The 15580-nt window shown below is 61.5% G+C and carries 13 protein-coding genes; 5 read left to right on the top strand and 8 right to left on the bottom strand.

Going from position 1 to position 15580, the window contains the following annotated elements:
- Nucleotides 1-134 precede the first annotated feature (134 nt).
- Nucleotides 135-491 (bottom strand): carboxymuconolactone decarboxylase family protein, encoded by a 357-nt coding sequence (locus tag KHO23_RS08805; RefSeq protein ID WP_211610616.1) that lies wholly within the window; start codon nucleotides 489-491, stop codon nucleotides 135-137.
- Between the two features lie 117 nt (nucleotides 492-608).
- Here KHO23_RS08805 and KHO23_RS08800 point away from each other — a divergent pair, with 117 nt between their 5' ends.
- On the top strand, nucleotides 609-1634 hold the full coding sequence (locus KHO23_RS08800) for an AraC family transcriptional regulator (RefSeq protein WP_211610615.1): 1026 nt from the start codon (nucleotides 609-611) through the stop codon (nucleotides 1632-1634).
- On the opposite strand, the gene KHO23_RS08795 is transcribed toward KHO23_RS08800, so the two are convergent.
- Nucleotides 1631-2200 carry an FUSC family protein gene (locus KHO23_RS08795; RefSeq protein ID WP_211610614.1) on the bottom strand — a complete coding sequence of 190 codons (570 nt, stop codon included), beginning with the start codon at nucleotides 2198-2200 and terminating at the stop codon, nucleotides 1631-1633. The two genes, KHO23_RS08800 and KHO23_RS08795, sit on opposite strands and share 4 nt — an antisense overlap.
- Before the next feature lie 83 nt (nucleotides 2201-2283).
- Here KHO23_RS08795 and KHO23_RS08785 point away from each other — a divergent pair, with 83 nt between their 5' ends.
- Nucleotides 2284-2493: a hypothetical protein gene (locus tag KHO23_RS08785; RefSeq protein WP_236066755.1), complete on the top strand. Its 210-nt coding sequence runs from the start codon at nucleotides 2284-2286 to the stop codon at nucleotides 2491-2493.
- Nucleotides 2494-2575: 82 nt separating this feature from the next.
- Here the strand turns inward: KHO23_RS08785 and tssE are convergent, their stop codons facing one another.
- The 6 genes from tssE to tssK all read right to left on the bottom strand — a co-directional run bounded on the left by tssE (nucleotide 2576) and on the right by tssK (nucleotide 10437).
- Nucleotides 2576-2998 (bottom strand): type VI secretion system baseplate subunit TssE, encoded by a 423-nt coding sequence (gene tssE, locus KHO23_RS08780; protein WP_211610613.1) that lies wholly within the window; start codon nucleotides 2996-2998, stop codon nucleotides 2576-2578.
- 11 nt (nucleotides 2999-3009) lie between these two features.
- Nucleotides 3010-5787, bottom strand: coding sequence for a type VI secretion system ATPase TssH (tssH, locus tag KHO23_RS08775; RefSeq protein ID WP_211610612.1), 2778 nt, complete (start codon nucleotides 5785-5787; stop codon nucleotides 3010-3012).
- A 147-nt stretch (nucleotides 5788-5934) separates the two neighbouring features.
- The gene (locus KHO23_RS08770; RefSeq protein WP_211610611.1) at nucleotides 5935-6420 is read right to left on the bottom strand and encodes an Hcp family type VI secretion system effector; all 486 of its coding nucleotides are present in this window, start codon (nucleotides 6418-6420) and stop codon (nucleotides 5935-5937) included.
- A gap of 137 nt (nucleotides 6421-6557) precedes the next feature.
- Complete coding sequence (locus KHO23_RS08765; RefSeq protein ID WP_236066754.1) at nucleotides 6558-8333, bottom strand: OmpA family protein; 1776 nt, start codon at nucleotides 8331-8333, stop codon at nucleotides 6558-6560.
- On the bottom strand, nucleotides 8333-9091 hold the full coding sequence (locus KHO23_RS08760; protein WP_211610610.1) for a DotU family type IV/VI secretion system protein: 759 nt from the start codon (nucleotides 9089-9091) through the stop codon (nucleotides 8333-8335). The genes KHO23_RS08765 and KHO23_RS08760 overlap by 1 nt, the downstream gene beginning before the upstream one ends.
- Entirely contained in the window at nucleotides 9088-10437 is a 1350-nt protein-coding gene (tssK, locus tag KHO23_RS08755; protein ID WP_211610609.1) for a type VI secretion system baseplate subunit TssK, read from the bottom strand. The genes KHO23_RS08760 and tssK overlap by 4 nt, the downstream gene beginning before the upstream one ends.
- A 554-nt stretch (nucleotides 10438-10991) precedes the next feature.
- On the opposite strand from tssK, the gene tssB reads away from it, so the two are divergent.
- The 3 genes from tssB to KHO23_RS08740 all read left to right on the top strand — a co-directional run bounded on the left by tssB (nucleotide 10992) and on the right by KHO23_RS08740 (nucleotide 15577).
- The gene (gene tssB / locus KHO23_RS08750; RefSeq protein ID WP_211610608.1) at nucleotides 10992-11504 is read left to right on the top strand and encodes a type VI secretion system contractile sheath small subunit; all 513 of its coding nucleotides are present in this window, start codon (nucleotides 10992-10994) and stop codon (nucleotides 11502-11504) included.
- A 76-nt stretch (nucleotides 11505-11580) separates the two neighbouring features.
- Entirely contained in the window at nucleotides 11581-13143 is a 1563-nt protein-coding gene (gene tssC / locus KHO23_RS08745) for a type VI secretion system contractile sheath large subunit (RefSeq protein ID WP_211610607.1), read from the top strand.
- A gap of 91 nt (nucleotides 13144-13234) precedes the next feature.
- Nucleotides 13235-15577 carry a type VI secretion system Vgr family protein gene (locus KHO23_RS08740; protein WP_236066753.1) on the top strand — a complete coding sequence of 781 codons (2343 nt, stop codon included), beginning with the start codon at nucleotides 13235-13237 and terminating at the stop codon, nucleotides 15575-15577.
- Nucleotides 15578-15580: the final 3 nt, after the last annotated feature.

Raw genomic sequence — 15580 nt, 5'->3', positions numbered from 1 at the left:
GCGTGCGTGGTTGTGGCCGGCATGTGATGGGCGCCGGAACGTAGGCAGCGGCTAGTGGATAAACGGTGTAGCGGCCCGCCGTGGGCCCGGCGTGCTGCTACACCACGTATCGCTATACCGTTACGCTGCGTGCCTCACGCCGCGGGCTTGCTGTCCGCCAGATAAGCGGCGACGGCGTCCATGGTGCGTGCCGAGTACACCATCGCGGCGCCGGCGTTCATGGCCACCGCCACACCGAGCGCTTCGGCGATCTCTTCGCGTGTCGCGCCATGTTTCAGCGCTTCAGCGGTGTGCACGGTGATACAGCCGTCGCAATGCGTGGTCACGGCTACCGCAAGCGAAATCAGCTCACGCGTCTTCGCGCCGAGAAGGTCGGTCTTCTGGCCCGCGCTCGACATCGCCTGATAGCCCTTGACGGTATCCGGCGACAGTTTCGCGATTTCGCCGATGCGGCCGACCAGTTCCTTACGGTAATCGATCCAGTTCAACATGACAGTGCTCCTTTGTTTGCGGCAGGCCGGCGGGTGCCGGTGTCGTGAGACAAAGTATTGCGCTGTGCCGCGACATCCTGAATACTCGATTCGCTCAACTTTTAGCGCGATCGTCTCATGGACACACTCAGCCGACTGATCGACCTTGCCCGTCCGCAGGCCAGCCTCGATCTGCGTTGCCTGCTCACGGGCAGCTTCGTCATGGATCACCCGCCAATGGAGACGGGTACTGCGCCTTTTCATCTGGTGCTGGGCGGCGCTTGCGTCGTCGAGACTGCGGACGGCGCGCGGGTTGCACTGCACGCTGGGGATTTCATGCTGTTTCCGCGTGGCACCGCGCATCGGGTGCACGACACCGGGCAGGCGGCTGCCAGCGCGCCGCTGACGCTCAGCCATGACGGCATGCTGCCGTTACGCCGCAATGACGGCCGTGACGTTGCTCACGATCACGGCACCAGCGAAGAGGCCAACGCGGCGCGCGCCAACGTCGGAAATGGCGCGCCTGCGCAAAATCCCCATGTTCGCGCCGATCTCGATCTTTTATGCGGCCGGTTCGTCTACGCGCCCGGGTCCTCCGCGTTGCTGCTCAACGCGCTGCCCGATCCATTCCATGTGTCGCTCGGTGGCGTGCAAACGCTCGGCGCGTTGCAGACAGTGATCGCATTGATGCGCACCGAAGCCGAGCAACGTCAGCCCGGCGCGCTCGCGATCGTCACCGCGTTGAGCCACGCACTCTTCGCGATGGCTTTGCGCGTGCATGGCGAACAGAATGCATCCCGCTCGGGCGTGCTGGCGCTGCTGGCCGATGCGCGTCTCGGCGCTTCTGTACAAGGCATGCTGAGCGCTCCCGAGCGGGCGTGGACGATCGCGGAGCTGGGCGAGCTCGCGGCGATGTCCCGCGCAACCTACGCACGTCACTTCAACGAGCGCGCGGGCATGACGGTGATGGACTTTCTCACCCAGATCCGCATGACAATTGCTTGCGATTTGCTGCTGCGCACGCAGCGCAGCGCCGCGGAGATCGGCGAGGCAGTGGGGTATCAATCGGAAGCTGCGTTCGGCAAGGCGTTTCAGCAGAGCGTCGGCGTGACGCCGGGACGTTACCGGCGTCAACCCCAGGAGAACGATCAGAAAACCGGCTAGGCCTTCTCGGGTCTGCCGAACCAGCGCTTCTCGATCCTCGACATGATCAAGGTCACCAGCAGGGCACAGACCGTGCCCAGCGTGACTTCGCCGAGGCGCAGCAGGGCTTTGTCCCACGGCGAACCGGCGCCCGGCACCAACAGCATGATGGTCGCGGTAATGCCGCCCAGACGCGCGGCGCTGCCCACGTTCACGACCCAGCAAATCATGATTGCCACAGCAACGGTGGCCCCGTAAGCCGCGAGATTGCCGCCGCCGAGCGTTGCGCCGGCGAGGCCGCAAACGCCGCCGACCATCGCGCCGATGAACTGATCGCGCGACAGATTGCGGGTGTCGATATAACTGTGCTGACTAACCGCGATCGCTGTAATCGCGGCCCAGAAGGCTTGCTCGGTATGGAGCCAGCGGCCGATGACGAAAGCGAGGCTTGCGCCGGCCACCGCCTGCGCGGCCATCACGCCGCCTTCGGCCAGCCGGTCGCCCAGCGGCAGCGACTTGAGAAAAGCGAACAGCGAGTTGGCGGCGTCCGTTCGTGCGGCACGTCTTGATTCGTCGGGAGCGGTCATTGATTAGGGAAGAATCTGTTGCAGCATGAAGGATTCGTATTCTAGCGGCGGAAACACTCGACCAGAACGGCGGCGAAGGCGTAGTGCTGCAGGGTGGACTGTTCGGCGTGGAAGGCGACGTCACGCTGTTTTTTGTCAATCCGCGCGGCCGGCATGCGCGTTATGCGGCTGGCGCAGACACCCATACCGAGCCTGGCGCGAGCGGGCGCTGGCAACAAGGGCGCTTCGATCCACGCAAAACGCCCACGCCGCTCAACGAGTTCAGCAACGAGTTCAGCGAGAAGCATGCTTGAACGAGGAGATAGCTTGCGTGTGGATGCGACAGACGGCAAAACGGTCCGGCGCAAGTCGGGCTCGATGCCTGAGCGGCCCATTTCAGCGTTCCGCCTGAATCCGCTGCACCCGCATACGGCCCGGCGGCTCGAAGTATGTTCCGAACCGCACCAGTCCGGCTTTCTTCAGATGACACGTCATTTCGTAGCTCACCAGGACGCCGGGGTCAGGATTGTCGATGTATTCCACGTCGATTGACCGGATACGCGGTTCGTACACCAGCAATGTCGCTTCCATCTGTTGCTTGAGCAAATGGGCCGAAGCGGGCAGCGCTTTGTAGATATTCGTGAGATCCGGGAGTCCGTAGTCCGGCAGGTGCTTGAGCGCGCCGGCCCTCGCGTTGAGAATGCGACGGATGTTCTGCAGAATGCTCAGTATCTCGAGCGTCCTGTCGTCGTAGGCATCCAGCGGCTCGCCACCGATCTGGCCAAGCAGCTTGTCGTACAGGGAAGGGCCGGCTGGCATCGCGTTCTCCGTCAGGTACCGGCCGCAACCGGATCGTTAGCGACTGCATTGGCAGGCGACGATTTGTCGTGGCGATCGATGAAATCAATCACGAGACGCTCGCCCTGCGACGCCCCGGGCGACATCGACAGGTGAATTTCTGCTGGCAGCAAGCCTCCAGCACTCCGTGCCAGGAGTTCACGCGACACGGCGGGAAGAATGCGCTGGTTGAGAAACGCATCGACGCTGCGCGCGCCGGAGTCGCGTGCGAGGCACAACTGCGCGAGCGATCCGGTCAACACGTCGTCGCAGTTGAGCACGACGTCGTAAAGACGACGCAGACGTTCGGCGATTTTCGCGACCTTCAGTCGTACGATCGACGCAAGTGCCGAGGCGTCGAGCGGCCGGTAGACCAACGTCTGGAAGCGGGCAAGCAGTGCGGGCTGGAAGTGCGCGACAAGCTGCGGGTGAATCGCGTCGAGAAGTGCCGCCTGCGAAATGCCGGGGTTCTCCGTTGTGGCCTCGTCGATCTGCGTGCTGCCGAGATTGCACGTCATCAGGATCACGCAATTGCGGAAGTCGATCTCACGGCCTTCGCCGTCGCGCATCGTGCCGCGATCGAACACCTGATAGAACATGTCGAGCACGTCACGGTGTGCTTTCTCTACTTCGTCGAGCAGTATGACGCTATAGGGTCGCTGCCGCACGGCCTCGGTCAGAATTCCGCCGCGGCCGTAGCCGACATAACCGGGAGGCGCCCCCTTCAGTTGCGAAACGGTATGGGCCTCCTGATATTCCGACATATTGATTGTTGTCAGCGCGGCTTCGCCGCCAAACAGCAGGTCCGCAAGCGCGAGTGCCGTTTCGGTTTTGCCGACCCCTGATGGACCCGCCAGCAGGAATACGCCAAGCGGTGAATGTTCGTTTTTCAGACCCGCTTTTGCCGTGCGCAGACTTTCCGCGAGCGCCCCCAAGGCGTCGTTCTGGGCAACCACGCGGGTGGCGAGGCGATCTTCAAGCGTGAGCAGTCCGCTCAGTTCGTCCTCGAGCAGATTGCCAACCGGCACGCCGGTCCACTCGGCCACCACGCGAGCGATGGCCTGTCCATCCACATCGATAAAGACCAGGGGCGTCTTTCCCTGCACGTCGATCACCGCCTGCCTCGCGATAGCGAGCGCGTCATTGCCATGGCACGGTGCTTCCTGTTCAGCACCGCGCTGCGCGTGCACCGCGTTGACCAGTTCAAGCTCGTGTGTGTAGCGCTGTTGCAGCGCATCACGGTCCCCACGCGCATCGGTGAGCGCGGCCTGCAGGGCATCATGCCGCTCCTGCAGGTTTGGCGCGCCGGCCCGCTGGTCTGCGGCGAGCGTGCTGATTTCCAGTTCGAGTGCGGCGACCGTAGCGCCGGCGCGCTGGAGTTCAACGGGTGGCGATTCCAGCCCCATGCGGACCCGCGCGGCGGCGGTGTCGATCAGATCGATTGCCTTGTCGGGGAGCTGGCGGGCCGGGATATAGCGGCGTGACAGCTTGACGGCCGCGGTGATGGCCTCATCGAGGATGTGTACGCCGTGGTGTTTCGCGTAGCGACTTGCCAACCCTCGGAGCATCAGGCATGCGGCAGTGTCATCCGGCTCGTCGACTTTGATGACCTGGAAACGCCGCTCAAGCGCCGCGTCGCGTTCGAAATATTCCTTGTACTCGGACCAGGTGGTTGCGGCGATTGTGCGCAGTTCGCCGCGCGCAAGTGCCGGTTTCAGGAGGTTCGCCGCATCGGCGCCGCCGGTCGCATTGCCGGCGCCGATCAGCGTGTGCGCCTCGTCGATGAAGAGCAGTACCGGTACATCCGACTGCTGCACTTCGTCGATCACGTTTTTCAGGCGCTGCTCGAATTCCCCCTTTACGCCGGCGCCCGCCTGCAGCAGGCCGAGGTCGAGCGTCAATATGCGCACGTCGCGGATCACGTCTGGTACGGATCCCTCTGCGACGCGGAGCGCCAGGCCTTCGACGAGGGCGGTTTTGCCCACCCCCGGCTCGCCGACGAGGATCGGATTGTTCTTGCGACGCCGCGCGAGTACATCGACAACCTGCTGGATTTCGCGATCCCGTCCGAATACCGGATCGATTTCGCCGCGCTGTGCCTTTGCCGTCAGGTCGACGGCGAAGCGGGCGAGGGCCTCGCCGTCCGGCTGCTTCGTGCGCGGTCGGGAGAACGGTTTCGTCGATTCGTTCGGAGCGGTTTCGTCTTCTCTGCTGCTCGTCTGCTCGGGCTCGGGCGTATTGCTGTCGGGTGTTCCAGGCGTCGTATCGTCATTGGCTTCGACCGATTGCCGGTCGATCACAGCGGCGAGCCGCTGGATCTGTGCTGCACTGATGGACAGGAGCGGCCACGCGTCGGTGGCGCGCATGCAATGGGGGGCATCGACCAGCGCCTGCAATACGTGGCTCGAACGTATCGTGGGCATATCGCCGACGGCGGATGCGTGAAACCATGCGCCCTCCAGCACCTCGGCCAGCGAGCGCGACAGGGCAGGCTTGCCGCGCAGCTCGCGTGGCAGACGTTCGAGCGAGGCAAGCAGCGCATCCCACACCGTGTCGATGTCGATTTCGTAGTGTCGCAGGATCGCCGGGATATCACCGTCGCCGCGCTCGATCAGTTTTAGCAACCAGTGTTCAGGCGTAATTTCGCCGTGCAGGCGGGCGTTGCACAGACTGGCTGCGTCGGCCAGCACGCTTGCGCAGTGCGGGTTGAGCTTGCGAAGCAGATGCGTGGAGTCCCGCGGGGACTTCCTTGGGTCGTCGCGCAGCGTCATGGTCGTCACGAAAAAAGAGAGAGTCCGGAGCCTGAGCGGCCCCGGGATGTGAAGAAGCGCCAGGACCACAGGATGGGCTGGCGAAAGGAGGCGGACGCGCACCTGATGCGGGGGATCAGGTGGCTTGTGCCAGTCTTTCAGAGAACCTTACGAGCGTTCGTTCCAGCTATCGGCGTGAATGATGTTGCCGTCCTTGTACGACCACGTAATTTTCTCGTAGCGCAGTTCGATTTCTTCGAGGTGGTTGTGCTTTTCAAATGCCGGGTTCTTGATGTCGAGCATCTTCGGCTTGACCGCCACGACCTTCACGTTGTCGAGCTTCGTGTTGAAGTATTCCTTTTCCTTGCCCGCATCATCGATTTTGTACCACTTGATCTCGATCGACTTCAGCGTCTGGCCGCTCGTCACGGCCTTGTACAGGTAGGGCGTCGACGCGTCGGTTTCCTTTGTAAAGGTGATCGGAGCGTGCACGCGCGTGCCGGTCAGCTTGCCGGTATTCGAATCGGTGGGAATGTTGACGCTGTGATCGAGCGCGACCACTTCGACGCTGCCTTCGCGGCCCTGAACCGTGACTGAACCCTTGACGTCGGCGCCGCCATCGTCCTTGATCCACATATATGCCGGAATTGCCATTTTTCATTCTCCTTCGTTTTGACTTCAACAATCGTCCGGAGTCGATCCCCGGACCGCGAATGCCCCAAAGCCATGCTTCGGGGTCCGAACTGCGTCGAGCGAGGTGCTCAAGTCTTGCTCAAGGGGCTGTCCATCCGCTAGGAACCTTCCTTCGAGGCATCCCTCAAGGGGACTTCCTTCGGGGCGTCCGGCACTAGCGTGATTTCGACGCGCCGGTTCTTCGCACGTCCGGCGTCCGTATGGTTGCCTGCGATCGGACGGGTATCGCCGTAGCCCTGGATTGCAAACTGCGTCACCGGGATACCCGACGCCTCGACCAGCCAGTCGCGCACGGCCCCGGCACGCCCGATCGACAGCTTCAGATTGCTATCGGCGCTGCCAACGTTATCGCTGTGTCCGGCGACCAGAATCCGCTTGTCCGGACGCGCCTTGATCATTTCAAGTGCGCCGACCATCGCGCGGGTCGATCCCGGTCTGAGCTGTGCTTTCCCACTGTCAAAAAGCGACATGCTGTCGAGCGTCACTACGAATGGCAGCGGAGACGGTGCCTGATACGAGGCGATCGCATCGTTTAGCACGGGCATGAGCGCCGCTCCGCGATACATGCCAAACGAAAGGCGCGGCGGCACACCCAGACGTGCGTAACGGTCGATCTGGTCACGGTCTGCGACAAGAGCCTGCAATGCGTCGCGGCGCGCGGTGTCACGGTCGGCGGGAATCATTGTGAAGCGGTCGAGATCGGCGCCGATGCGTGTGAGCAATGCCTGATTGTTTTTTGCCGCACCCCAGATGGCCAGAGCACCAGCGCAGGCGAGCAGCGCGATCGCGTGAGCGAACGCAGCCAGACGCGGCGACACCCAGCGCTGCCGCGGCATGGCTTCGATCAGCGGCTGTGGCAGTGGCCATGGCTCGGGTGAGGCGTCCATCGACGGCGGCATGATTCGCGAGTGCGCGTGGACGTCCCGCGCCCAAGGTGAGCACGGATCGCTCGCCGGGCCGCAATCGATCCAGCCGATGCCCCATAAATCCCAGGGTGCCGCCGGCTGCTGCCGGTCAGCGAGCGAGCCGATCACGATGCGCTGCGTCCAGCCGATGACCGATGCGAGACCCGCAGCACGCGCTGCAGGAACAGGATCGCGCCCGGCCTGCTGGACCTGTGCTTCGGCGGCCCGCATCACGGCTTCGAACGGCTGCGTGCCTCGCAAGGAGACGCCTTTCAGGGCGCCACCCAGGAGGACTTCTTTCGAGGCGTCAGTCAGCATGCTGGCCGACGACACGCCATACCATGGGGGATCCGTCGCCGTCGCCGTCGCCGTCGTTGGCGATGCAGTCAGCCGCTGGTAGATCGCTATGTAGCCCGGCAACCTCATGCCGAGCATTCGTGATGCGTCGCTCACCGCCTGGCGCGCAACACGTAGTGCCTGCGTCAGCGCGTCTTCGCTGGCATGCAAGGCAGGCGCGATCGACAGTGCGACGCCATCGGGTGCGCGGCCGTCGCGCCACTGCTTCACTGCAACACCGACCTGGGGCAGGTCGCGCGGGTTGTTGATCCGCAACCAGATCGCCCCGTCGCCGACGTGCACCAGCCGCTCCTCGTCACCCCCGCGATCAAACAGTTCCGGGAGCGAGTCTCCGGTGACCAGCACCAGCGGCATGCGTGTGCGCAAACTCAAGGGCAGATCGGCTGCCGTGGCACCTAGCGCGGCCAGCACATGCGCGCTTTGCTCGCGGGCCCGATTGCGTTGCAGCGTACTAAGGACGACTGCGACGAGCGTGACCAGCACCACGCCTGCGGCGATCGTCCAGGCGAGTCCACTGCTGACCGGGAGGATCATGAGCAGCAGAGCAAGCGCCAGCATGGCCGCAAAAACGACCATCCCGCGAAACGGATACCCCAGACGCAGATCGGACATCACGGCTTCATCGCAGGTGCCGACGACACCATATGCGCGAGCTGCGCATTGAGCGTGTGGCCCCAAAACAGGTAGACCAGCGCGGCAACGATACAGCCGAGTCCGGCGATCCCCCACGGCGAGAGGCGATAGAACCAGTCTGAGATACGTCGTCCGGTGCGGTCGGCGACAAACGTCCGTGTGACGGCAGGTCGGAGGTTCTCCAGCCGCGCATTGAGAGTGGCCATCAACGCCGCCCGCTTCGTTTCGCCTTCGCGCGCCCCTAAGGAAGTCCCCATGGGGGACGCGTAGCGTCCCATGAACCCGAGCCCGAGAACAGCGGCATAACATTCGAGCAGATCGACATTGGGTAAGGCCTCACGCATACGTTCCGTGAGCCGGTCAAAGACGTGGTCGCCGGCGTCTAGCTTGCCGAACTGCTCGACCTGCAGCGGGTGAGCCTCCCAACTGGACCTGTCTGCTATTGACGGACAGCGGAGCACGGCCTCGTCGAGCAGTCCGCACTGGGCGTATTGAGCATCTTCCCGCACGTCGGCGGCGAAACCGCGCTGCTCGAGTGCGGCGGAGAACGCCCCCATCAGCTGCACGCAGTGCGGACGCAACTGTTCCAAGGGTTCGGTCTTGCCGCCTTGCCTGAGCATGCTGACGAGGAGCGCCGTGTCGCGCAGCAGGTCGCGAATGCCGGAGCCGGTTACCCGGGGTGCGGCAGGGTGTGCATCCACCAACTGGACTTCCTTCAGGTTACCGATCGTCGTCATGCGCGCAGCACCGCATAGAGTTCAAGCGATGGATCCGCCACCGTTGTTGGCAGATAGATCTGACAGGCATGAGCGGCCAGCATCCGTGCGTGCGCCGGATCGCTTGGGTCGAGTGCGAAATACAGGTTATCCAGACGCACAGGAATCGCGGCCGGCACGCGCTGGATCGCCTTGAGCGGAATGCCGGCAAGCGCGGAATTGACGATGTGCTCGATGTCGTCCGGTGCGCCGATCTTGCACAGTTTCGGGAATTGCTCGACCAGTTCGAACGGCGCAACCGCTGCGTTGACTGACAGGTAGTAATCCGCACCGTTGACGAGCCGCTTGTCCTGAATCTGGCCCATCCACGTGGTCGCACTCTTGCGTGTGAGGTCGATCGAAATCACACGCGACGGAATGATCGAATCGAGCAGATCGCGGATCGTCGTTTCGAGTTTCGCGAAAATCTCGTCGGCCCGGGTGTGGTCGTACGCCGGGATATCGTTGAGTTGCGAGCCCGTCGAGAACGTCATCAGCACACTCGCCAGTTGGGCAAGCGTCGAATAGAAACGCTCGGGTGGCTGGCTCGGGTGCGTAGCGAAGAAGCGAAGTTGCGGCCAGTGCGTGTGAATACAGTGGAGCAGCCAGAACAGCGACACGTCGGCGACGCCGTACTCCGCAACGGCCTCGATGCGCTCGCTCTTGCGCGAACCCAATGAGGCGCTCTTTGCCTGCAGGATGTCGGCAAGACGCTTTGCCCGCTCGACGTGCAGTGGGTGACCAGCCAGCGTCAGACACGGTGGCACGAAATGTTGATCCAACTGGAAGTGACCACCCGTGCCACGCGTGAGACGGGCGATCGCGCAGACCGTGTCATCCGCGTGTTGTTCGAAGTCGAACAGCAGCCGCACTGCGTGGCGTTCGGCCGCGATCTCCGCTTCGCCGGTGCCGTTGAGATCGGTGACTTTCACAAACTCGCGATACGAGCGGCGTGGTCGCGCGAGCGTTGTCTCGTCGAAGCGGCAGTTGCTGCCCGTGGCATTCATAAGCGGCAGGGCTGCCAGCACAACGACGCTTTGCGTATCGGATGACAGGCCTTGCGTCAGATCGCGTGCAGAAGGCAGTGCGTCGCTCACTGACGTGTCGAACATCGTACCGTCAGGAAAACGAAGTTTCAGGCGCGTGAGTTTTAGGCGCCCGTTGGGCAGGGCCTCCTCGTCGATATCCACGCCGAGCGTTCCCCACGGCTCCGCGATCGCGGCCGAGGCGAACTGCCGGTGCACGAAATCCGTCCACCGGTCCTGCTGCTGGAAGTGCTGCTGGTTGAGGATCAGGCCTTCGTGCCAGAGCGGTTTGTCGATCCGCATGAGTGTTGTTTTCTCTGATTATCTTTGGTATGGATTGCGGATTCTATACGCTGTGAATGACGCCGGTATACATTTTCATGGAAATTTTTATATCAAATATTTTTAATTGGTAAACCCGTAGTTAATTTGCGTGATGTCAAGTCTGAGGTGTCAATTTATTAAGCCAACGTATCTCATAAAAATTTTATTGAAATTTGGAATTGTCTTAGTGTACAGGCGCTACTGGCGCGCGCCTTCTGATTTTTTGTTGAAATACGTTGCGATGTTCTATTGAGATATCTTGAAAATAAGATGAATATAAGAAAACGTAACAATTATTTGCATTTATTTAAAATATTAAGTAATGCGACCCTTTGACTTAGTGGTCGAATTCCGTGTTTAATGCAGGTCCAACTAAAAACAATCGCATAAGTGAGGGCCGCGCCATGGGGTGTCTGAAAGCGTCATTCGAAAGCGGAAAGCAGCTGCCGCCGGGAGGGACGAATAGGACGCCGCGTCGCACGGAACGCGTTTCTGCGATATCACGGTGATCATCCTTTTACCAAGGACTACAAATGGATAGCTTCCAGCGCGAAATTCCGAAATCAAGAGTTTCGATCACACTAGATCTCCACACGGGCGGCGCGCAGAAGAAGGTCGAGCTGCCCCTCAAGCTGCTTGTCGCCGGGGACTTCAGCGCGGGCAAGGAGCAGGCGCCGCTCGCGGAGCGCAGGAAGACCAATATCGACAAAAACAACTTCGACGCTGTGCTGTCCGACCTGGCGCCGCAACTGAAGGTGGGCGCCGAGAACACGCTCGCCGAGGACGGCTCCGAGCTTCCGGCCTCGCTCAGCTTCAGGTCGATGAAGGACTTTGAGCCTGAGCAGGTGGCACGCCAGATTCCCGAACTGCAGGCACTGCTGGCGATGCGCAATCTGCTGCGCGACCTGAAATCGAACCTGCTCGACAACAGCACGTTCCGCCGCGAGTTCGAAAAAATCCTGAAAGACAACGCACTCTCGCAGCAACTGCGCGGCGAACTTGCGCAGATTGCCACAGCGGCTACGCAGCCAGAAGGTCATGCATAAGGCCAAGGTCGCCTTCACTGTATTCCGGACAACGAGCAACGCGAGTCCCGATGGGACGGTAGAGATAGGATCCAACATGTCACGTAACGAATCCCAGCAAGGCGGCACGACCGAGACGGTTGTGCTCGACGCCCATAAGGAAGTCTCTTTGGCGGAGGGCAACAGCGTCTATGAATTGCTGTGCAGCAAGATCAACCTCAAGCCCGTGAGCGCGGCGCGTCCGCTCGAAGCGTTCCGGGATAACGACCTGCTCTCCGAGTCGTCGGCCGACGAGCGGCTGGCGCGGGGCATGAGCGCTTTCCTGCAACTGGTGGGTGAGGCCAGCAAGCCGGTCGACAGGCTGGACAAATCGCTGCTCGATTTTCACATCGGCCAGCTCGACCGGAAGATCAGCCGTCAGCTGGACGCCGTGATGCATACGCCGGAATTCCAGGCGCTGGAAGGACGCTGGCGCGGTCTCAAGATGCTCGTGAGCCGCACGGATTTTCGTAAGAACGCGCGTATCGAACTGCTCGATGTGTCGAAGGAGGCATTGATCCGTGACTTCGAGGACACGCCGGAACTCATCCAGAGTGGTCTGTATCGCCTCACGTATGTCGAGGAATACGACACCCCGGGTGGCCAGCCGATCGGCGCGCTGATCAGCGACTTCGAGTTCGCGAACTCCCCGCAGGACATCGGTCTGCTGCGCAACATCTCGAAGGTGGCAGCGGCGGCGCACATGCCGTTCATCGGCTCCGTTGGCCCGGCGTTCTTCGGTAAACGGTCGATGGAAGAGGTGGCCGCGATCCAGGATATCGGCAACTACTTCGATCGTGCTGAGTACATCAAGTGGAAGAGCTTTCGCGATACTGACGATGCCCGTTATGTAGGTTTGACGATGCCGCGCGTGCTGGGTCGTCTGCCGTACGGCAAGGATACGACGCCTGTGCGTACGTTTAACTACGAAGAGGCAGTGAAGGGACCGGACCACGACCGCTATCTGTGGGTCAATGCATCGTTTGCGTTCGCCGCGAACATGGTGCGCAGCTTCACCAGCAATGGTTGGTGCGTGCAGATCCGCGGGCCGCAGGCGGGTGGCAAGGTCGAGGACCTGCCGGTTCACCTGTACGACCTCGGTACGGGTTACCAGCCCAAGATCCCGACCGAGGTGCTGATCCCAGAAACGCGCGAGTTCGAGTTCGCCAACCTCGGCTTCATCCCGTTGTCGTTCTACAAGAACCACGACTTCGCGTGCTTCTTCTCGGCCAACTCGGCTCAGAAACCGGCACTGTACGAGACCAAGGAAGCAACTGCAAACAGTCGGATCAACGCGCGTCTGCCGTACATTTTCCTGCTCTCGCGCATTGCGCATTATCTGAAGCTGATCCAGCGCGAAAACATTGGCACCACCAAGGACCGCCGTCTGCTTGAGCTCGAGCTGAACAACTGGGTCAAGGGTCTCGTCACCGAGATGAAGGATCCGGGTGACGAGCTTCAGGCATCGCACCCGCTGCGCGAAGCGCAGGTGACGGTCGAGGACATCGAAGACAACCCGGGCTTCTTCCGCATCAAGCTGTTCGTCATCCCGCACTTCCAGGTGGAGGGGATGGACATCGGACTGTCGCTGGTGTCGCAGATGCCCAAGGCGAAGAGCTGATCCGCTGTACCTGATGTAACCCTTCGGGACGCGAACGCTCGCGTCCCGGCTTTGGTGTCTTTGACGTCACACGTGTTCGAGGGAGTCGTTGATGGGGTCCATGGTTCTGCCGTCGCAGGCGTACGAGGTGAAACTCGCGCCGCATCCGGCGCCGTTCTCGGTACTGAAGTTCGCAGGCGACGAAGGTGTCAGCCGTCTGTACTACTACGACATCGAGTTCACGAGTTCTGTCGCCGACATTCCGATGGACCAGGTGCTGGGGCGGCCAGCGAAGTTTGTGATCGACCCCATCGATCCTAACGCCGACTATCTGCGCAAGATGTTTGGCGAGAACGCGTCGAAGTTCAGCGAGATGCCGCCAGCACGTACGGTACACGGCATTGTGACGCAGTTTGACCAGCTGGAAGCGTCTGCCGACGAGACGCGCTACAGGTTGTTCATCGAGCCACGTATCGCTGATCTTGCCCGCACGGTGACCAGCCGGCTGTTCCAGAAGCAGTCGGTGCAGGAAATCATCACGGAGACATTGCGCCATTACGGGTATCGCGAGGGCGTCGACTTCAAGTTCAACCTGCGGGCGCAGTACACGCGTCACGAATACATTACCCAGTACCACGAAACTACCTTCGCCTTCATCCAGCGTATTGCGGCTGACGAAGGCATCTGGTTTCGCTTCGAGCAGGCGAAGGACCATGAAGTCATCGTCTTCGGCGATGACCTTGATGCGTATGCGCGTAACCAGCGCATCGTGCCGTTCCGGCGCCACTCGGGGCTGGCCAATTCCGGGGGCGAGTCCGTCAGGTCGATTGAGCGCCACATGCGGCGCGTGCCCGAGGCAATTCGGCTGAACGATTACAACCATCGTCAGGCCGGTGTGTCGCTGCTCGTCGAGCAGAACGCCGCGCGTGACGACAGGACCACGAACGCTGTCGACTACCGTTGGGGCGAGCATTACGAGACGCCCGAAGAAGGACGGCGCATTGCGCGACTGCGTCACGAAGCGCATCTGGCGCAGCAGATTACCTTCGAAGGCGAGGGCAATGCGTTTGCGCTGGAGGCCGGTGAGGTGCTGAACCTTGACGAGCAGCTCTCCGATGCGCCGCACGGGCTGTTCGTCGTCTCCGTTTCGTCCAGTGGTGGTCGCAGGCAGGCGTATTCGAATACGTTTACCGCGATCCCGTCTGATTGTGTCTGGCGTACACCGGTCATTCCGGCGGCGCGGCCCGTCATCAACGGTATTCTGCCGGCGCGCATTACGTCGCCCGGGGATTACACAAGGGCGTATCTGACGGAGGAAGGCTGCTATGTGATCAAGCTGCCGTTCGACCTCGACACGTGGAGTCCGGGTGGCACGAGCCGGCCGGTGCGGCTTGCGAAGCCGTATAGCGGGGACAACTATGGGCATCACTTTCCGCTGATTGATGGTGCGGAAGTGGCGGTGATTCATACGGATGGGGATCCGGATCGACCCGTGATTATCGGGGCGATGCACGACAGCTTGCATCCGGATCTGGTTAACAACCTGAACCACACTCGCAATCTGATTCGAACCGTCGCGCAGAACGAGATGCGCATGGAGGACAAGGAAGGCAACGAGCATATCCACCTGACCACGCCGTTCCAGACCAGCGAGCTGAATCTGGGGCATATGGTCGATGGCGACGGCAAGGAGCGGGGGCAAGGCGCCGAGTTGTGCACCGGCGGCCATGTCGCCATGCGGGGTGGCAAAGGCGTACTGGTTACCGCAGAAGCTCAACCCAACGCGACCGGCCCGCAGCTCGACATGCAGGACGCGGATGCCACGTTCGGGCAGGCCACAGAAATTTTGCGTTCGCTCAACAGTTCGGCCGATGCGGCAAAGGCGTGGTTGGCCGAAGTGGACCAGCAGCGCACTCTGATCGAGCAGAAGCTCGCGAAACTGCAGAAGCCGGTGATCGTCGCCAGTGCGCCTGAGGGCGTGGGCGTTGCCAGTGGCCAGCACTTGCAACTGGCCGCACGCAAACAGATGTTCATGACGGCCGGCGATGGTCTCGACATTGGCGTGATCAAACGCATCACCGCCGCTGCGGGTGAGGCAATTTCGCTCTTTGCCGCGAAGCTCGGCATCCGGATATTCGCGAGCAAAGGCAAGGTGCAGATCCAGGCGCAAGGCGATGCGATGGAATTGATGGCACTTAAGAACGTTGTAGTCAGTTCATCAACGGGCGAAGTGATCATTACCGGATCAAAGGGCGTCACGCTGGGTGACGGCTCTGGTGCGTACGTGAAGATCGCTAACGGAAAGATCGAGATCGCGAGTCCAACCGGGCAAATCGAGATCAAGGGCAACCTGAATACCGCCGACCCGGCGGGTGGCAATTTCACGTTCCCCAGTTGGTCCGACGCTCCCCTCAAGGATGTGAAGGGAGATATGAACTTCGGCTTTTCTGAATAGGCG

Origin of the sequence: Paraburkholderia haematera (assembly GCF_905220975.1) — a bacterium.
GTDB lineage: Bacteria > Pseudomonadota > Gammaproteobacteria > Burkholderiales > Burkholderiaceae > Paraburkholderia > Paraburkholderia haematera.
This window is presented reverse-complemented; position numbering and strand designations above follow the sequence as displayed.